Genomic DNA, 19,789 nt, shown 5'->3' with positions numbered 1-19,789 from the left:
TTTTTTCGGGAAATTTTTTGTCTATTTTTGAGTATATTTTCCAGATTATCTTTCAGTTTTTTCTTTTTCGAGCATCGATTTTACTTTCAGGATCTCTTCAAGCGCTTCTTCAACCGTGAATATGGCCGGGTTTACAGGCAAGCCCCTTGCTTTAAGTTCCCGCATCATGGACGTTACAGGGGGAAAGGGCACATTCTTGGCCTCAAGGTACTCTTCTCTGCTGCCCTGAAAAATGATCCTGCCTTCCCGGATAAGCACTATCTTTTCCAGAAGGGGGAAAAAACCTTTAAGATTGTGGGTCACGGTTATAACTGCAGTTCCCTGCTCTTTTATATTTTTAAGGGTCTCAAGAATTTCTTTTTTCCCGGCAGGGTCCAGCCCCGTTATAGGTTCGTCCAGCACAAGGTAGTCCGGCCTGAGGGCAAGGGCTCCTGCAAGGGCTACCCGCTGCATCTCTCCCCCGCTCAGACTGAACGGGTCTCGAAGCAGCATTGAGCTATCGAAGGAAACTGACTCGAGGGCTTCAAAGATCCTTTCTTCGGTTTCTTTTTTCGAGTATCCGAAGTTCCGGGGCCCGAATGCTATCTCCTCATTCACTGTCCTGCAAAAGAGCTGGTCTGCAGCCTGCTGAAAAAGCATACCCACCTTTCTTTTAACCTCTTTTGAAGAGGGAGAAAGCCCGTCAACAATTACTTTTCCCGAATCCGGGTGTAAGAGCCCGTTGAACAGTTTTATGAGCGTGGATTTTCCTGCCCCTTTCTCACCCAGGATCCCCACGAATTCCCCTTTTTCGATGCGCAGGTTCACATCTTTTAAGGCTGCGGTTTCAAGCGGGGTATTTTTCGAGTAGAAAAAACTCACGTTTTCAAGAATAATCGGCATATCTCCTCCGCAAAGCCGGAAGGGGAAGAGGTCTTTTCCCAGGGGACCGCAACTCCGTGTTTTTTCAGGTGCTCCGCAAGTTCTATCAGGGAAGGGGGAGTAAGCCCGAGGTCCCGGAGAGAATGTTCCGAGAGTACGTTTTCGGGTTTTCCTTCAAGCACTATTCTTCCTTTTTCCATTACGAAAATTCGGTCTGCGGCTTGAAGCTCTTCAAGGTTATGTGTGATATATACTATGGTTTTTCCTTTTTCATGCAGCCTTTTTACACGTTCGAGGACAGTTTTCCCGGAATCAGGGTCAAGCATGGAGGTTACTTCATCAAAAACAAGACACTCAGGCTCCATGGTAAGGATTCCGGCAAGAGCCACGCACTGTCCCTGCCCTCCGCTAAGGGTCTTTGGGGAACGGTACCTGTATTTTCCAAGCCCTGTTTCGGTAAGGGCTCTATCCACCCTCTTCCGGATTTCAACCGGGGGAAGGCAGAGGTTTTCAGGCCCGAAAGCGAGGTCTTCTTCTACGGTCCTGCCGACAAACTGGGTCTCAGGGTTCTGGAATACGATTCCGACAAGTTTCCTGATCCCCTGTAGCTTTGAAAAGTCTCCGGTATCCATGCCCTTTACCAGAACTTTTCCTTTTTGGGGTCCCAGGAGCCCGTTGAGGTGGAGGGCAAGCGTGGATTTGCCGCTTCCGTTTTTGCCTGTTATCCCTATATATTCCCCTTTCTTAATTTCCATATTTATGTTTCGGAGGGCAGGGGTTCCATCAGGGTAATTGTAACTTACATTTTCGAGCCTTATCATGCTGAATCGAATTCTATTTTTTTCTTTTTAAATTTCCGTGGAAATTTTATAATCTGGGGATTTAAAGTTTTATAACTGATTTAGATTTTATGGTTTGAAGCGATGTATGTGGCAACTGCAGTTTTTACCACTTCTCCCGGCAGGAAGGGGAGGGTTCCGAGGGTAAGGGCTGCCCAGGGTCCTATTTCGGCTACCAGCATCAATTGGATAACCCCGAGGGTATATATGACCAGGACTCCTGCACTCATATTAAGGCCGTTAACTGCAAACCCCGATTTTCCGGCACTTTCCGCCTTTTCGGAAAGTTTGCCTATAAGGTAGGCAGCCAGTATGAATCCGAAAATGTACCCACCGGTAGGTCCTAGAAGAACCCCTACTCCGGAACTGCCTCCTGCAAAGACGGGAAGCCCGGCAACGCCGAGAAGGGTATATACTATCATGCTCAGGCTTCCCCATTTGCTCTTCAGCAGGCTTCCTGCAAGCAGAACAAAGAACACCTGCAGGGTGACAGTAACAGGCGAAAAGGGTATGGGAATCTGCATATAGGCTCCCGCGGCAGTCAGGGCCGCAAAGAGGGAGGCAAAGACCATTTTTCGGAGTTCGGGAGTATGGACGGGATAAGAATGATCATGTCTAATGTGCATATTTTTTTCCTTTTTTGTTGTTTTTGTCTTTTTACCTGGCTCTCTGTCAGCTTCTCAGATCTTATTGTTTATCCGTATTGTTTATTCGAATTCTTCTGCCTGAGAAAACGTCAGGTAATTTTTTTAACGGGGATGAATGGGAATTAAGCAAATTCGATGGTTTTGAGGGTATATTCAGATCATCTTGTTGTTCGGGGCATCTTATGTATTGTTAACTTCCTTTTCAATTAATTTCTGAGGGCGACGTAACTCCTTATACTCATAAACCTATTGTTAACCAGCTCTTTTATCATGGTTTACATTCGATTTAAAACTTTCCCGAGGCATCCGTTTATATCTGCACTCTCTGGCTTTCTGTCTTCGGAGCGATAATTAAATATATATCTTATGCCGGTATTATGGATACTTCACCTGAAATGCAGTTTTAGCATACTGTTGCACTGTGTTTTCGAAATTACATTGTGGGCGCGTGGCCTAGCCCGGATATGGCGGCAGCCTCCTAAGCTGTAAATCGGGGGTTCAAATCCCTTCGCGCCCGCCAATTTCTATCTCTTTTACATGGCATCTTTTTACCCAAATTTTATTTTACAGGTTTCACTTTTTGAATACTTACCTTCTGGACAGGTTGCAGGTATGGATAATTTCTTATCCAGAAGTACAGTATTGCCTAGTTGGAATGAGGCAAATGCTTATAATTCCGCAGAATTTCTATTGCAAAACATAATTGCCGCTTCAGAGGAAACAGGAATTGATCAGAAAAGCCAGGATAAGTGATGTTGTTGAGATGAAACAGATCATCAACACCTACTCTAAGGAAGAGCTCATGCTTGCTCGTTCTCTGAGTGAGATATACGAGAACATAAGGGACTATTATGTCTGTGAGATAGCAGGTGAGATTGTCGGATGCTGTGCCCTGCATGTGGTCTGGGAAGACCTTGCCGAAATCCTTGCTCTCGCAGTTAGGCCAGATTGTTCAAGGAAAGGAGTTGGTTCTAAGCTTGTTTCATCCTGTCTTGAGGACGCTAAAGAACTCGGCATGAAAGAAGTCTTTGCTCTTACTTACGTGCCCGGTTTTTTTGAAACCATGGAATTCAATATCGTGGATAAAAACAGCCTTCCCCGGAAAATCTGGTCCGGATGTATCAGATGTCCCAAATTCCCTGACTGTAATGAGATTGCAGTCCTCAGGTCTATCGACGCCTGAGCCTTTCAGAACCTTCAGGAGTCTCCGGGCTTCAGTACTCCTGAATTCCAGGCTCTTATTACAAGGCTCATGAATCTGTTATTTTATCTTTTTCATGCCGACATTCGGGGGAGAAAATCCCTGTTTTAAGCTTTTTTCAACTTGATTTTATTTAAGCAGGTAAAAACCAAAAGTTATTTATCCATCGATCATTCTTTTTAGGTTGTCCTAATTATCATTCCTGAAAAGTTTTGGGCATGTGTTGTCGGGATGGTGTTAATGCATACGGATCGAATCGAAGAGTACTTAGAAACTATTCTTTACCTCATTACGAAAAATCATGGTCCTGCAAAGACCAAACAAATTGCAGAAGAACTGAACGTGTCTTCACCCAGTGTGACGGAAATGATCAAAAAGTTGCATTCTATGGGGTTCGTTGAGTATAAGCCCTATCAAGGGGTTGAATTGACTGAAAAAGGGGCTGAAGAAGCTATTCGAATTAAGAGGAAACACCAGGTGCTTGAGACTTTTCTGGCTGAAGTCCTCGATTTTGACAGAAAGGAAGCTCACAGGGAGGCCTGTGAGCTTGAACATGCTGTTTCAGACTCGGTGCTTGAGAGACTTTACGATTTTCTGGGTAATCCGGAGTACTGCCCTGACGGGCACCCGATAAATATCGATAAATGCAACCTGCAGCGCGAAGAAAAATTCATCCCTCTCGACGAAATGAAAGAGGGAAGTTCGGGCACGGTTGCAAGGGTAACCCTTCCGAGGGAAACAAAAGAACGTTTAACCTCGCTTGGTATCCTCACCGGAGAGGATATAGAAGTCCGGCGCAAGCAAAAACAGGGCTGCATCTCTGTCATGGCTGTCGGGTCTGAGATTGCTCTTGGAAGGGATATTGCAAAGAAAATTTTCATCACTCCAAAAGGCAAAATTGCGTAAATTCGGGAAAATGACGGTACTTTACGGGAAAAACTAACGGAGGCATGATAGGGATTTCCAGCTCATGCTGTACCCCTGGCAATAAAGGTCAAAAAGATTCTCCTTATGATGTGACGCTGGCCTTCATAGGTAATCCGAGTGTTGGAAAAAGTGTTTTTTTCAGCAGGCTTACAGGTGTCGGGGTTGAGGTGTCCAATTACCCCGGCACTACGGTAGCGCTTACAAGGGGAAGTGTAAAAGCCAGGGAAAAAACTGTTGAAGTAGTCGACCTGCCGGGAATTTATTCTCTCGGGGTGGCAAACGAAGACGAAAAGGTAACAAAAAGATTTCTTATTGAAGACCAGCCGGATGTCATAGTCAACGTCCTTGATGCAAGCAGGCTTGAGAGAAACCTCTATCTGACCTTGCAGCTTCTGGAACTCGATATCCCTATGGTTATCGCCTTAAACCAGGTGGATCTGGCCGCTGAGCTCGGGATTCTTATTGATACGGACAGACTTTCAGAACTCCTTGGCCTGCCTGTAGTCCCCACCGTTGCAACGTGGGGGGTAGGGCTTGACGAGGTAATACTCCAGGCGCTCGAAGAGAAAGAAAAAGTCCAGGCGCACCACAGGGTAAAGTACAGCCAGTGGATCCTCCAGGCTCTATCCAGTCTTGACCATGCTTTTCCGGATACTTCCCAGACTGTTAAAATTGCAGCTCTACTGAACGATGCCGAGTTTGTGGAACTCTGCTGTATGCCTCCTGAAGCCAATGCCATTCTCTCTTCTGCCCGGCGCTTGCGACAGAACCTTGAGATCGATCATGGAATTTCGGTCCCGGATACCGTTGCAAGAGACCTGTACGGAGAATCAGGGTATATAGTGGATAGTGTGGTCTCGTCGTTTGAGCCGAAAAAAAGGTTTCGGGACAGGGTAGATAAAGTTCTTACCTCACCTAACTTCGGGATTTTGGTGCTCATAGCTGCCCTGCTTTTTACTTTTCTTCTCGTCTTCAAGATAGGTGGCTTCCTTGAGGCCTGGATTGTGGACGACCTTTTCGAGCCTCATATAATCCAGCCCGTCGAGGAAATGACTCTTGGCATGTCCCCTCTTTTCAGAAACCTGATCCTCTATTCTCTGAGGGGGGTGGAAGCCGGATTTGCAATTGCAATCCCGTATATTGCAGTTTTCTATGCCATTTTGTCCATATTCGAGGACTCGGGCTACCTGACAAGGGCAGCTTTTCTTCTGGACAACCTGACCCATAAGCTAGGGCTTCACGGGCGAGCCGTTATCCCCCTGGTCCTGGGGTTTGGCTGTAACGTCCCTGCGATTATGGCAGTGCATGCCCTCGGCACCCGGAGAGAAAAGAGGATCGCTTCGCTTCTCATCTCTCTTATCCCCTGCTCTGCAAGGACCGTTATTATTCTGGGGCTTGTGGGGACATTTGTTGGGTTCTGGCCTGCGGTCTCAATCTATGTGATGGAGGTCTTCATCATTGCAGCAATGGGCTGGATTCTCGGAAGAACCCTTCCGGGCCAGAGAAGCGGCTTTATTATGGAAATGACCCCCCTCCGAAAACCCGAACTGAAATCCACTCTCAGGAAGACCTGGATGAAAAGCCGGGAATTTTTATACATCGCTTTTCCACTGCTGCTGGTCGGGAGTGCAGCCCTGGGAATTGCCGACGCCCTTGGGTTTCTTTCTATCTTCCAGGACTTTGTGGAACCAATATCTGTCGGCCTGTTAGGTCTTCCGGCTTTTGCCGCAACAGCTCTGGTCTTCGGGATTCTCCGAAAGGAAATGGCTCTCCAGATCCTGGCAGTACTTGCAGGTACAGCTAACTTCGCAGCCGTAATGACTCCCCTTCAGATGTACCAGTTTGCAGTAATCACAACCATCTATGTCCCCTGCGTGGCAACTATTGCAGTACTTAAACACGAACTTGGAACGAAGGATACTACTGCAATTGTTCTCTTTACAATAATCCTTGCTCTTGTGGTCGGGGTCTTGATCCGGGTTTTCGGGCCTCTCTTCCTGTAATTCCCGAGCTTCGCTTCCCGAGTTTCGCTTCGGGAGCACGAGGTCCTTTTCACTCGCTTCGCTCGCTCAAGAGGACTAATCTACGGGCAAGTAATACTTCTTACTTCGTTCAAGAGGGCTGGAATTAAATTACAGATAATCCGAAAATCGCTTCCGTGACTCAGAAATTATTTTTTCTGGCTGGAAGGCGGCCTCAGCCTTTTGCGGCGCAGGGAAAGAGAACTGAAATAATCTTTACTGAATTCCTGATTGTGTTTCTCAATTGATCGGGGATTGACATTCTGTCTCTATATTCTTCCCATATGCTACATATTCATATGCTACATATTTCAGGTCATTAAGGAAGAGGGATACGCTTGTGTTTTTTTAAAATGGATAAAAATGAGTATTTAAGGAGAAAATTAATCTATTTATTTGTTTAGTAACTGGATTAAAAAGCAGATAACTTCTTTTGTTGTTCTACCGGGCTTTTTCCTGAAAAATCGAGTTCTGTAAGCCGGGCACAATATTTATATATTAATACACTAATTTACTACTCTTTCCCTTATTTTCCCATTCCCGTAAATTATTAATACTACATGCATCCTGTTTATTCCCGATGACTCGGATTACCGATCACTTACACAAAAACGTGTTTAGTGTTATTATGGATATCTTCGAAATGGATCATTTCCGAGAGCCAGAGGTTGAAGAGGTTCAACTTTTCCTTGAAAGCACTGGAACCCACGGTTCCATTGTTGACGAGACCGCTCTGGAGGTGGATTGCAGTACATCCCCCAAAATTCAGTCAAGGCAGAGTGTACTACTCAATTTCGATGAGTCTCTCCCGTCCATTAAGTAACACTTTCCCCTAAAATATTCCCAACCCTCATTTGAAATCCAACTGTTTAACTCTTTTCCCTTGGAGTTAACTTTTGGGTTTCATTATCTATTTTCTAAAAGGTCCCGATTGAATCGCTGTTTTGTATATGTAATACTTTATTCTCTATACTTCCGGGTTTCTGGACTTCTCTCTTCTTTTTAGTTTCTCTTTTGCGTTCTTTTATCCGGCTTTCAGGGGGCTTCCTCCCGGAAGGGCAATTTTTCCATAGTTCCCTTATTTAAACTTTTTTATACCGATCATTACAAAACATATTTATTCTATATTTCGGTCCCTGTACGCTTCAGGATCGCTCTTCTCTTCAGGGGCTTGTTAGATGCCGGATTTCAGTCTTGTCTGTCTGGGGGTGAGGCATTTTAACATCCGTGCAATTTTTTATGGAGTGAACTGTGATAAACGATCCCGGCTTTTTCAAAGTATTTTTTCCTCTTCCTCACCTGTTTTCAGGCTTTTCTACCCTCGAAATCTTCTTCCTTTGGAAATTTCATATTTTATTCAATTTCTTCTGTTATGTTAAATGGTTTCTGAGGCTGTTTTCAGAAAAGTTAATAAAGTAATCTTATTATAATATAATCTAAAGTTATTCCGAGTCGGCTGAATACTATCGATTACCATATATATATAAAGTAAGATTACATGTACTCTATACACATTATTTAAATTTGTCAAATCAAATCAAAGTATATTATACTGATGTTTCATGGTAGCAAAATTTCAGACATAAGGATAGACGGGACCCAAATTTATTGTTAGAGGTATTTTTCATGAGAACTGGACAGAGGGACTTGCACAACACACCTAAAAGGCGACTGTCAATAACTTATGAGGAGCTCGAGACTCTCAAAAAATCAATCAAAATTTCGGTTCTCAATGAACTGCATGCCGAAATGGAAAACAGTTCTGAGCTGGACTCTTTTAAGGACCAGATCCTTTCCGAAATCAGAGCCGAACTGACGGAACTCCACGATTCTTCAACACTCAGAGCTTCAATCCTCAATGAACTGCGAGCCGAATTAAATTCCGGAAAGGAAAATGACTCTGTAATGGCAGAACGGCGGCTGAAGGAAATGGCAGGAATTCAGGATGGCCTTGTCAGGGAGCTGCTCGACCAGAAAGTGCTTATAAAAAAGCTGGAAACAGAAGTTGAAAAGCTCTCGGCAGCTCTGGGAAACATGCAAAATACCGTATCTCCATCTCCTCCTCCTGTTTCTCTTCCGGTTCTCGAAGATCCCCTTGACCTTCCTCCCCTCTCCAGAAAGCCAAAGAGCAGGTTTGAGTTCAGGAAAGAAAAACCTGCCGGGCGTGAAATGATTGGTTTCAGGGAAGGTCCTGCCTCCCTGCCGGGTACAAATGCAAAAGTCCAGCTGAAAATCAAGGAAGTTGAGCCAAAAGAACTCGATGAACAGGAAATTGTTGAAACAAAGTGTGAATATATTATTGCCGAGAACGGGGATAGAAAACGGTTTAGAGGCAATCCGAGGCAGTCAACTCCTGTACCCCAGGCCGGAAAGGCGTCCCCTTCAAGCCTGCGATCTTCTCTGAGACCCCAATCTCCTTTGAAGGCAGATCCTGTAAAAGCCCGGCCTGCTGAAGATTATAAATGCGAGTACATAATCGCCGAAAAGGTCCCGAAAAAACAGACAATCGATGAATCCGTGGACGTCAGGGATAATGAAGATGCTGAGCTTATAACCTGCAGCCGGAAAGATCTCCGAAAACAATGAGGCTGAAAAAAACGAATACTTCTTCAAAAACGCAAAACCTCAGAGGCATTCCGTGTACATAAAAGAAATTGAGTTCGTTAATTTCAAGTCCTTCGGAAAAAAAGTAAAGATTTCCTTTTACAATGACTTTACCACTATTTCCGGTCCAAACGGGAGTGGGAAGTCGAACATCATAGACGGGATTCTCTTTGCACTCGGGCTTACAAGCTCCAGGACCCTCCGGGCTGAAAAACTTACGGATCTTATTTACAATGGTGATGAGACAAAAAAGCCCGATTTTGCCCAGGTTACGATCCGTTTTGACAATACTGACCGCAAGCTGCCGTTAGAGATTGATGAGGTTGTGGTCTCAAGAAAGGTCAAGCGGACAAAAAATGCGTATTACAGCTACTTTTACTTTAACGGAAAAGCCGTGAGCCTGGGAGAAATCCATTCCCAGATTGCAAAGGCGGGAGTAACGCCTGAAGGTTACAATGTGGTGATGCAGGGAGATGTCACACAGATCATCTCCATGAGCTCTGTGGAAAGGCGAAAGATTATTGATGAGATTGCCGGAGTTGCGGAGTTTGATGAGCGCAAGCAAAAGGCTCTCGGCGAGCTGGAGGTCGTCCGGCAGCAGGTCGAACGCGTGGACATCATTCTTGAAGAGGTGCGTGCCCAGCTTGGAAAACTCTCCGGGGAACGAGACCAGGCCCTGAAATATCAGGCTCTGAAAACTGAAAAAATCAAATTTGAAGGTTATGTCCTGCTCTCCAAGCTCAAGGATGCCAGAACCGAACTGGAAAATGTGGACAAAGAACTTGCAGGCAAAGAAGAGCACCTTGAAAAAGTTCAGGTTTTGCTGGATGAGAGGGTAAAGGAATTAGAAGCCCTTGAACAGGCCCTTGAACAAATTTCCCTTGAAATCCGGAAAAAAGGGGAAGATGAGCAGCTGCAGATCAAAAGGGAAATCGAAGAGACCAAAGGGGAAATTTCCCGCTGTGTGGATAGCATCGAACTTTCGGAATCCGAACTTGAGGATGCTGACGCAAAGCGCAGAAAAGCTTTTGTTGACATCGACGCCACAAAAGGCAAGGTGAAGGAGCTCGAAGAGAAAATCGAAGCTGAAAATGTGAGAAAAGAGAGCATTTCATCCGAGCTATCCGAGAGAAAAACCGAGCGTATGCTGCTTCAGAGCAGGATTGCGGATGTGGATGCCAGGTTTGCGGCAACAAGAGACGAGCTCATGGCTGCTCGCAAGAAACTTGAGGACGTTAAAAACGAGAAAAACGAGCTTATCCGCAATGAGGACCGGCTCCTTGATACTCTCCGAAGAAAATCCTCGGAACTGAGGGATATTGAAAACCAGATCAAGGATGCCGAAGCTGCAGTTACTGCCTCTGACAGTGATACGCTTTCTGTCCAGTATGAGATCGAGAAACTTACGGGAAACCTGGAATCCCTTATAAAAGACCGGGACGACATCGAGAGCAGCCATTTCAGGATAAAGGAAGACATCAGGAAACTTGAGGGAAGGCTGCACAGCCTCCAGCAGGAATATGCAATTGCCGAGGCAAGGGTCCGGGCTTCGGAACATGGAGGCGGGTATTCAAGGGCTGTGGAAATGGTAATAGGGGCTTCCCGGCAGAATGAACTTTTCGGAATTCACGGGACGATTGCCCAGCTCGGAAAAGTTGACCGCAGGTATGCGTCAGCTCTTGAGGTTGCAGCAGGGAACAGGATGCAAGCAGTTGTTGTGGATAACGACGGAGATGCTGCTGAAGCAATCGAGTTTCTTAAGAGGAGAAAGGGCGGAAGGGCTACTTTCCTGCCGCTTAACAAAATGAGGGATTCAAGGCGGCTTGGAAGCCTCAATTATGAAAATGGTGTAATAGGATATGCAATCGATCTAATTGAATTTGACCCCGAGTTCGAACCCGCTTTCTGGTATGTTTTTCAGGATACCCTTGTTATGGAAGACCTTGCCAGTGCCCGCCGCCTGATGGGAAAGGCGAGAATGGTCACTCTTGAAGGGGAGCTTCTTGAAAAGAGCGGGGCAATGGTTGGGGGTTCTCTCTCTTCAAAATCCGGGATCTCTTTTGCAGCCGCAGAAAAAGATAAACTTCTTGAACTTGCAGAAGAGATTAAATCTCTTGACGCAAGCCGGAATGCAGCGATCAGTAAACAGGACAGCATTGAAAGCCACGTTTTTGAGCTGAGCAGGAAAATCCGCGACTGTGAAGCCAGTATTTCCAGAAAAGAACTCGAGCTTCAGGAAATTGCCGGCAGGGAAGCAAAACTTGCCGACCTCCTAGAGTCCAAACAGGCAGATTTGAGGGCAATTGAAGAGGCAAGGACGGAACTCAGGGCTGAAATGGACAGGGTAATTGCGGAAAAGGCTGAAAAAGAGGCAGAGGCTTCCGAACTTGAGGCTCAGGTTGTCGAACTTGAGGCAAAGCTGGCTGATTCCCCTCTCCCCGAGATCAACAAAAAAGCCGAGTTTGTGGAAGAGGAAATCCGGAGGCTTGATGGCAGGATCAGGGATACCGAAGCCAGCCTGAATGCCCTGCAGCTTGAAAAAGAGTATGCTGAGCAGAAGATTACCGAGGCAAAGGAGCTTATCAGGGAACTTGATGAAAAGAAAGCTTCAAGGCGGGAAAAAATGGGTTCTCTTAAGGCAAAGATTTCGGAACTTGAAGCACTGCTTGAAGAGAAACAGAAACGGGAACTTCAGCTTTCCGATGAACTTATAGGGCTCCAGAAGGAAAGGGAAAGTGTTCAGGTTGAATACACTGCAGTAAAGCGTAGGGTCAGTACAGCTTCAACTACTCTGGAAAAGGCAAAGCAACATGTCCTTACACTTACAGCTACTAAAAGTGCCCTTGTTGACCAGGAAAAGCAACTGCTTGAAGAGATCGAGAGGAGGGGCATAGAAGAAAGCTCAGAGGTCCCTAGTTACGAAACCGTTTACATGAGGATCCAGGCAATCGAAGAAGCTATGCGCAGGCTTGAACCCGTAAACATGCGGGCAATCGATGAGTATAATGAGGTTGAACTCCGGCTTTCCGACCTGCAGGGTAAACGCGACACGCTCTTTTCCGAAAGGGAACAGCTCCTTGAACGCATCGACCAGTACGAGCAGCTCAAACGGGACGCCTTTATGGAAGCTTATACGAGTATAAATTCCAATTTCAAGGCCATTTTCTACGAGCTTTCCGACGGCATGGGTGAACTCCTGCTGGAAAATCCCGACGATCCCTTTGCAGGAGGAATGACCCTCAGAGCCCAGCCAAAAGAAAAGACCCTCCAGCGCATAGAAGCTATGTCCGGAGGAGAAAAGAGTCTTACGGCACTTGCTTTCATCTTTGCAATCCAGCAATACCGCCCTGCTCCTTTCTACGCCTTTGACGAAATCGACATGTTCCTTGACGGCTGGAATGTGGAAAGGGTTTCAAGGAGGGTTAAAACTTCAGGCTCAAAAGTCCAGTTCATCGTTGTTTCCTTAAGAAAACCCATGATCCAGGCTGCAAGCCGGACGATCGGGGTTACAATGCAGGAGAATAATATCACGAGCATTACCGGAGTGAAGCTTAATGGCTGAACTTATAGATAATTCGGCACTCAACATTTCCGGCCTTCCTTCCCCACGCGAATCCGGGGAAAAGGACTCTCTTTTTTCAGATCCAGATTTTTTCGGGCTTCCAACAACTCTTTCTTACCTTGGCGTTGACTGGGCTCTGCTTGACCTTTCGGAGTTTGATACCTACGAGCCTCTTGGCATCCTGGTCGAACTTGCAAAAGACAGAAAGGTCGATCCCTGGGATATCGACATTGTGCAGCTAACCGACAGTTTTCTGCAGAGGGTAGAAGAGCTACAGAAAATGGATCTGAGGATTTCTTCCCGGACTCTCCTTTATTCCGCTATCCTCCTCCGCATGAAGTCTTCAGTAATCCTTGAGGTGGAAGAAGAGGAAGCTGAGGATTTTGACCCCGGCTTTTTCGATGACGAATATCTTCCCGAGCCTGATGAGTTCCCAATCCCGAAGCTGCCTGTCCGCCGCCATTCCACAAGGCCTGTCACTCTGAATGAACTTATTCTGGAGCTCAAAAAAGCTGAAAGGACACTCTCAAGAAAAAATGAAAAAAAAGCCCGGCTGGCTGCAGAAGAACCTGATGTCCCTGACGCTCCCCTGGCTACCGGAGACGTGCTCGGGATTGCCCATGATGAGGCTATAAGCTCGAGGCTTGCCCTTATCTGGGCAAGGCTTGTTGAACTCTTTATGAAGCAGTCTGTTGTGGAATTTTCCTCACTTCTTCAACTCAGTGAAGACCGGGTCATGGACTACCTTTCGCTTCTATTTCTTGCTTCGAGCAGAAAGATCTGGCTCTTCCAGAATGAAATGTTCGGGGAGCTGTACATTTACCCCGGAGAAGAATCAGGTTTTTCCACCGAAGGCAACCCGCCTCTCTTTCATCAGATGAAACAGGGCTTAATAGAAGATGTTTCCGCGCCTGAACTTTCCAGAGGGGAAAAGTTTGCAGGCAGTAAAGCTCAGGTTGAGTGCATGGACGGAGGGCCTGAGGATGCCGGGTATCCTGATATTCTTTCCTTTGAACCGGAACATATAGATATAAATTCCCCTGTAAACTCTCCTGAAGAAACACGTTAACTCAACCGAATTATAATCTTATCCTCTTTTCTGGTCGTGAAACTTATGAGTGAGCTTGAAATTATCGAAGCGGCTCTTTTTGCTGCAGGCAGGGCAGTAAGCCTTGAAAAACTTATGAAAATTACCGGAATGCCAAAAAAGAATGTCTCTCTGGTAGTTCGGGAACTGATGGAGGCTTACTCTTCCCGGGGCTCAGGCATCGAAATCCTGGACCTTGGTGAACGTTACGTCATGCAGGTAAAGCCCGAGTACTCCGAACTCATGCGGGAGGTTGCCCCAAAGGAACTTTCAGCCCCCAAACTCCGGACCCTTTCCATGGTTGCCTATCATCAGCCTCTGCTCCAGTCCAACCTTATCGAAATGAGGGGGAGTGGAGCTTATGACCATATAAAAGACCTGATTGAGAGAGGTTTTGTTGATTCCGTACCCTGCGGGAGGAGCAGGCAGCTTTCCACAACCCCACTGTTTGCAGATTATTTCGGTCTCAAAAGAAACGACCCTAATGCCATAAAAGAGAAAATAATTGAGCTCTTAAAGGCACAGGGAGGACAAAGTGAGATTGACCTCTGGATTGGGAAAAAAATCATTGCAGTGACTCCAATGTACGAATCCCTTATGGAGATGTGCGGGATTAAGGACTATTTTGTTGCAAATGCCTACTGCCCGTCCAAAGAGGAAATTTCCCGCCTGCTTGAGGCGGATGTGCTTGTGGTAACCGCAGGTTACCTTGATGCCGTGAAACAGCACTGTGACGGGGAAATCCTTGAGGTGCGGTCAACGACCTTTGATGACCTTATCGAAGCCGTTTCTCTTCTCGCCGAGGAACTTCCCGATGAAGTAAACCCGAAAACCGTGGAAAAAACCCTACAAAAGATCAGGGAGACCCGGGAAAAGTATGTGTCTTCGGCTTTACTCGTAGAAAAGAAGGTAAAGCCTGCAACCGAGATGGTTTCAAAGATTGTAAACGACCTCAATCTAAGGATTTCTACGGACGGCGTCCTTGCTGCTCCGGATTACGGGACTTCAGGTAAGGGGGTGACCATAGGTAAAGGAGCAAAAATTCTGGTTCCCACCCATCGCACTGTAGAGGGAGACCTTCTCGAAAGAGTCTGCAAAAAATATGATTCCATTCTTGAAGGCTTGAAAAACTTTGAAGAATAAAGTGTCTTAAAGCCGAGGCGGAAGCCCCATTCTATCTTAATTTTTTTGAATTTACTGGCGCCCATAATTTAAGTTTTTCTGTTGTATTTATATTCTTTATATATAGTATTTATATAGTATGCAAGGCATTTAACTATAGCTTTATATACTGGTTAGAGGATATTACTCTTGCTTTATATACTGAGGGTTGACGAATGAGCGAATCTAGCATTAAAATTGAAAACGTGGTCGCATCCACCAAACTCGCTGAAGAGTTTGATTTAACTGTGATTGAATCCGAGTTCGAAGGCGCCGAGTACAACAAGCAGAAGTTCCCGGGGCTCGTCTACAGAGTTTCGGACCCCAAAGCTGCTTTCCTGGTCTTTACTTCCGGAAAGGTTGTCTGCACGGGAGCAAAAAACGTTGCTGACGTACATACAGTTATCGGCAACATGGCAAAAAAGCTGAACAGCATCGGGATCAAGACAATGGAAAACCCGCAGATTACTGTCCAGAATATAGTTGCCTCAGCAGACCTGCACACCATCCTTAACCTCAACGCAATTGCAATCGGGCTTGGGCTTGAAAATATCGAATACGAACCCGAGCAGTTCCCGGGGCTTGTGTACAGGATCGATGAGCCCAAGGTAGTTGTCCTTATTTTCAGTTCCGGAAAACTGGTAGTTACAGGCGGAAAATCCCCTGAAGACTGTGAAAGGGGTGTAGAAGTAGTCCGTCAGCAGCTCGATAATATGGGACTTTTATAAGAACCCTCAATCTTTCTATTCATTATCTCAATTGTTATCTGTCTTGTGGAAAACACGGATAGTACCCGAATAAAAACGGATTCTGCGATATGCGTAGAGGTTCAAACAAAGGATATGTGTGAAACGTGAACAACGCAGATGTTTGTATTCTTATTCCCACACTTAACGAAGCAGCAACGATAGGGAATCTTATTAAAGATTTTAAAAAAGAAGGGTTTTCCAACATTTTCGTAATCGATGGAAACAGCAGGGACGGGACAGCGCAGATTGCAGAGGCAGAAGGCGCAAAGGTTGTCCTGCAGACCGGAAGAGGTAAAGGGCAGGCAATGATCCAGGCTTTTGAGCTTATCGGGAGCCCCTATGTAATAATGCTCGACGGTGACGGGACATATCTTGCCAGAGAAGCCTCCTCTCTCCTTGGGCCTATCCTGGAAGGTAGAGCCGACCATGTTATAGGCAACCGGTTGGAAAAGTATTCTCCCGGGGCTTTTACAAGGCTTAACCTTGTGGGCAACCGCCTTATAAATATGCTTTTTGACATCGCTTATAATGTACAGTTAAGGGACATTCTCTCCGGCTACCGGGCATTTACTCTCGAAAGTATAAGGGAACTGGAACTCAACAAAACAGGCTTTGAAATTGAGACCGAGATCTCTGTGGAATGTGTCCTGAAAAAACAGAGAGTCGAAGAGGTCCCTATTACCTATCTCCCCAGGAGCAAGCAGGGAGCAACCAAGCTAAACCCTGTGAAAGACGGGATAAAAATCGGATCTACCATTTACAGGCTTGCAAAAGTACATAACCCGATGTTTTACTTCGGGATTCTGGGCTCTATCTTTATCCTGGCAGGCTTGTTTACGGGAATCTTTGTGGTGTCCCAGTGGTTCCAGGGGATTACCCGCATCCCCCTTACAATTCTCACAACACTGTTTATCATATTCGGGGTTCAGATGTTTATCTTCGGGATGCTCAGCGACCTTATAGTAACTCTCCACAGGCAAACCGTAGGTTTGATCCAGGAGAAAAACAGGCAGGGAAAATAACCTAAAATCTCCTTTTTTCGGTCGCTGTTATTTTTTTATCGTAATCATTCATTTTAACCTTCATTTTATTCTTTATCTCATTTTTTCCCTAATTTTTCCTGAAATAATCTTTCCTTAAATCAACTTTACTTGTCTTATTCTCCACCAAATTTTAAAAGCTCATTCTAATCAACTTATTTTAATCCGTTATTGTATATTTTCGGCACCCATTACTCCTTAAGTCAAGTAAAGTTGATCTAGGTTAAAGTTTTTTTTTTAAATAGTGTTATATATAATTACTTTCCTTTTATGTTCTAATTCACAATCCCTTTACTTACGTATTAATCCTGCATGATAATCTTACAGATAAATTGAAAGCTTGAGGTAATAAAGATGACAATCGTGGAAGATGCAAAAAAAGGAATTATCACCGAAGAGATGAAAATCGTTGCAAAGGATGAAGGACTTGACCCCGAATTCATCCGCAGGGGTATTGCAGCCGGTAGGATCGTTATTCCAACTTCCCCCTACAGACAGGTAAAGATCTGCGGTATTGGAGAAGGGCTCAGGACCAAAGTTAATGCTTCCATCGGGGTATCCTCGGACATTGTTGACCCGGATATGGAAGTCCAAAAAGCAATCGCTGCAGAAAAAGCAGGTGCTGACACCCTCATGGAGCTCGGAACCGGTGGAGATTTCCTCGGGATCAGGAAGAAAGTAATTGACAGCATCTCCCTTTCAGTCGGTTCGGTGCCTCTTTACCAGGCTTTCATCGAAGCTGCCAGAAAGTACGGTTCAATCGTGCACATGACAGAAGACGAGCTCTTCAACGCAACCGAAGCCCAGGCAAAGCTCGGGACCAACTTCATGGCAATCCATACCGGAATCAACAACATCACCCTTGATAGGCTTAAAGCCCACGGCAGATACGGTGGGCTCTGCTCCCGCGGCGGCGCTTTCATGAGTGCCTGGATGCTCCACAACGAAAAGGAAAACCCTCTCTACGCAAACTTCGACTACCTCGTTGAAATCCTCAAGGAACACGAAGTTGTCCTTTCCACAGGAAACGGAATGCGTGCAGGTGCAGTCCACGATGCAACCGACCGTGCCCAGATCCAGGAATTGATCATTAACTCCGAAGTGGCTGAGAAGGCACACCAGCAGGGCCTTCAGGTCATTGTCGAAGGTCCGGGTCACGTTCCACTTGACCAGATCGCAACCAATGTGAAGCTCATGAAGGAAATGAGCGGCCACAAGCCCTTCTACATGCTCGGTCCTCTCGTAACTGACATTGCTCCCGGCTACGACCACATCGTAACCGCAATCGGTGCATCTGTCTCTGCCTCCTATGGCTGTGACTTCCTCTGCTACGTAACTCCTGCAGAGCACCTTGCCCTCCCGAACCTCGAAGACGTCATCACCGGAGTCAAGACCTCAAGAATTGCAGCTCACGTCGGCGACATGATAAAGTACCCCGAAAGAGCAAAACAGTGGGACCTTGACATGGGCAGAGCCAGGAGAGAACTCGACTGGGAAAAGATGTACTCCCTTGCAATCGACCCCGAACACGCAAGAGAAGTCAGGAACAGCAGGGCACCCGAAGACACCGACGCATGCACAATGTGCGGTAACTTCTGCGCTCTGAAGATCGTCAACCAGAACTATAACCTTGCAAAATAAGCTTAAAAAAGTAAAGTAAGGCCACAGGGCTTTACTTTTTCATCTTTTCTTTCGTCTTCCAGGCAGTTTACCTAATTTTTCTGTAAATGCCGTTTTAGGACATTAGCTAAAAATATCCCTTCATTCGTACCTCAAGGCGTCCACAGGCTTAAGTTCGGATGCATTCTTTGCCGGTACAAGGCCTGCAACGAGCCCCACAATTATGGAGACCAGAGTTGCAATAAGGGTACCTTTCAGGCTGAGGGCGAACTCGAAGGAAACGTTCATTTTAATTGAAATCAGGAATAAAATCACCTGGACTGCCGCTGTTCCCAGAAGCATGCCTATTATTCCGCCCACAAGGCCGATCATTGCAGCGTTGCAGAGAAAAATCAGCATGATATCGCTGTTCTTTGCTCCTATTGCTTTCATGATCCCGATTTCTTTTGTTTTCTCAAGGACGGAGGTAAACATTGTGTTTGCAATCCCCGTGGAGCCTACGAGGAGAGATATTCCTGCAATGAACGCGAGGAATGCTGTGAGGCCGTTAATTAATTTTTGGACGCTTTCAATATCCTCTTTTGGGGAATACACATAAAAGTCCTGCGTATCTTCGGTAACTTTTCTAGATATTCTCAATTTACTCTTGATCTCTTCAAGGGCTGAATCATAATCAGCTTCCTTATAGACCTTTATTTCTATGCTGCCGAAGACATCCCGTTCTCTTTCAGGCATTTCTTCATCGCCATTCCAAAGGGAGTTTACCTCCTGATATGGCATATAAACGCTGGCTCCGAATGATCCCCCAACGCTCCCGAGGAGTCCTCCGTCCTTTGCCAGGATTCCTACTACCCGGTAAGACCTGCCATTGAGGAGGATCATCTGGTTGAGCCGGATTTCCCGTTCGAAGGTGTCTTTTGCGAGTTCATTCGAAATAACCACAACTTCCCTGTCTCCCGGTGCAAGCATCCTGCCCTCCCCCACTTTCTTTTTTGTGATTTTGGGCCAGCTGCCGGGGTCTACACCTCTAACCCAGATACTGGTCGACTCGCTTCCGAATTTCAACTCCGCCCCGGAGTCGACATTAACGTTTATATATTCAATAGCCCGAATGCGCCGGAGGGTAAGTATGTCCATCATGGTGAGTTCCGGCTCTGTTTCTGATTCAAATAGCATAGAAGCGGAAGTGTCATTCTCAGAACCCTCATCGGTTTCTGCCGTTGTCGAATCCCCTTCTCCAACATCTTCTTCAGACGATACTAAAAAAGGAGTCGATGGGTATATTGTAATGACATCGCCTCCCAGCTCTTCCAGGGTTTCAGTCACCTGCTCCTGGAAATAGTCCCCGGTCGTAATGATTGCCATTACCGAGGCAATGCCTATGATGACCCCTATGATGGTCAGCCAGCTCCTTAGCTTATTGGCCTTGACCATGTTCAGGGCAATTTTCAAAATCTTCGCCAATTTCAT

General features: G+C 46.0%; 16 protein-coding genes and 1 tRNA gene. 13 read left to right on the top strand and 4 right to left on the bottom strand.

Features of this window, described 5'->3' with window-relative positions:
- Window positions 1–45: 45 nt before the first annotated feature.
- The 3 genes from MSSIT_RS19165 to MSSIT_RS19155 form a co-directional block, all read right to left on the bottom strand.
- Window positions 46–882 (bottom strand): energy-coupling factor transporter ATPase, encoded by an 837-nt coding sequence (locus MSSIT_RS19165; protein WP_048174042.1) that lies wholly within the window; start codon window positions 880–882, stop codon window positions 46–48.
- Window positions 858–1,682 (bottom strand): energy-coupling factor transporter ATPase, encoded by an 825-nt coding sequence (locus tag MSSIT_RS19160; RefSeq protein WP_048174041.1) that lies wholly within the window; start codon window positions 1,680–1,682, stop codon window positions 858–860. The genes MSSIT_RS19165 and MSSIT_RS19160 overlap by 25 nt, the downstream gene beginning before the upstream one ends.
- A gap of 80 nt (window positions 1,683–1,762) precedes the next feature.
- On the bottom strand, window positions 1,763–2,326 hold the full coding sequence (locus tag MSSIT_RS19155) for a biotin transporter BioY (RefSeq protein ID WP_048174040.1): 564 nt from the start codon (window positions 2,324–2,326) through the stop codon (window positions 1,763–1,765).
- Between the two features lie 463 nt (window positions 2,327–2,789).
- On the opposite strand from MSSIT_RS19155, the gene MSSIT_RS19150 reads away from it, so the two are divergent.
- From MSSIT_RS19150 to thiC, 13 genes are all read left to right on the top strand, one after another.
- Window positions 2,790–2,867, top strand: a tRNA-Arg gene (locus MSSIT_RS19150).
- Between the two features lie 17 nt (window positions 2,868–2,884).
- On the top strand, window positions 2,885–3,100 hold the full coding sequence (locus tag MSSIT_RS24385; RefSeq protein ID WP_197080303.1) for a hypothetical protein: 216 nt from the start codon (window positions 2,885–2,887) through the stop codon (window positions 3,098–3,100).
- Window positions 3,075–3,530 (top strand): N-acetyltransferase, encoded by a 456-nt coding sequence (locus MSSIT_RS19140; RefSeq protein ID WP_082089074.1) that lies wholly within the window; start codon window positions 3,075–3,077, stop codon window positions 3,528–3,530. The genes MSSIT_RS24385 and MSSIT_RS19140 overlap by 26 nt, the downstream gene beginning before the upstream one ends.
- Window positions 3,531–3,788: 258 nt before the next feature.
- Window positions 3,789–4,454, top strand: a complete 666-nt coding sequence (locus tag MSSIT_RS19135) for a metal-dependent transcriptional regulator (RefSeq protein WP_048174038.1) — start codon at window positions 3,789–3,791, stop codon at window positions 4,452–4,454.
- Window positions 4,455–4,498: 44 nt separating this feature from the next.
- Window positions 4,499–6,478: a ferrous iron transport protein B gene (feoB, locus tag MSSIT_RS19130; RefSeq protein ID WP_048174037.1), complete on the top strand. Its 1,980-nt coding sequence runs from the start codon at window positions 4,499–4,501 to the stop codon at window positions 6,476–6,478.
- Between the two features lie 661 nt (window positions 6,479–7,139).
- Window positions 7,140–7,319, top strand: a complete 180-nt coding sequence (locus tag MSSIT_RS19125; RefSeq protein WP_231590046.1) for a hypothetical protein — start codon at window positions 7,140–7,142, stop codon at window positions 7,317–7,319.
- Between the two features lie 803 nt (window positions 7,320–8,122).
- Window positions 8,123–9,082 (top strand): hypothetical protein, encoded by a 960-nt coding sequence (locus MSSIT_RS19120; RefSeq protein WP_048174035.1) that lies wholly within the window; start codon window positions 8,123–8,125, stop codon window positions 9,080–9,082.
- Between the two features lie 52 nt (window positions 9,083–9,134).
- A complete protein-coding gene (gene smc, locus MSSIT_RS19115; protein ID WP_048174034.1) occupies window positions 9,135–12,662 on the top strand; it encodes a chromosome segregation protein SMC in 3,528 nt (1,175 codons plus the stop codon).
- Window positions 12,655–13,731, top strand: a complete 1,077-nt coding sequence (locus tag MSSIT_RS19110; protein ID WP_048174033.1) for a segregation and condensation protein A — start codon at window positions 12,655–12,657, stop codon at window positions 13,729–13,731. Before smc ends, MSSIT_RS19110 begins: the two co-directional genes overlap by 8 nt.
- A 45-nt stretch (window positions 13,732–13,776) precedes the next feature.
- Window positions 13,777–14,892, top strand: coding sequence for an SMC-Scp complex subunit ScpB (scpB, locus tag MSSIT_RS19105; RefSeq protein WP_048174032.1), 1,116 nt, complete (start codon window positions 13,777–13,779; stop codon window positions 14,890–14,892).
- Between the two features lie 194 nt (window positions 14,893–15,086).
- Window positions 15,087–15,638 (top strand): TATA-box-binding protein, encoded by a 552-nt coding sequence (locus tag MSSIT_RS19100; protein ID WP_011024211.1) that lies wholly within the window; start codon window positions 15,087–15,089, stop codon window positions 15,636–15,638.
- A 125-nt stretch (window positions 15,639–15,763) separates the two neighbouring features.
- A complete protein-coding gene (aglJ, locus tag MSSIT_RS19095) occupies window positions 15,764–16,681 on the top strand; it encodes an S-layer glycoprotein N-glycosyltransferase AglJ (protein WP_048174031.1) in 918 nt (305 codons plus the stop codon).
- A 372-nt stretch (window positions 16,682–17,053) separates the two neighbouring features.
- Window positions 17,054–18,340, top strand: coding sequence for a phosphomethylpyrimidine synthase ThiC (gene thiC / locus MSSIT_RS19090; protein ID WP_048174030.1), 1,287 nt, complete (start codon window positions 17,054–17,056; stop codon window positions 18,338–18,340).
- Between the two features lie 120 nt (window positions 18,341–18,460).
- On the opposite strand, the gene MSSIT_RS19085 is transcribed toward thiC, so the two are convergent.
- Window positions 18,461–19,789 (bottom strand): ABC transporter permease, encoded by a 1,329-nt coding sequence (locus MSSIT_RS19085; RefSeq protein ID WP_048174029.1) that lies wholly within the window; start codon window positions 19,787–19,789, stop codon window positions 18,461–18,463.

Source organism: Methanosarcina siciliae T4/M, assembly GCF_000970085.1.
GTDB lineage: Archaea > Halobacteriota > Methanosarcinia > Methanosarcinales > Methanosarcinaceae > Methanosarcina > Methanosarcina siciliae.
This window is presented reverse-complemented; position numbering and strand designations above follow the sequence as displayed.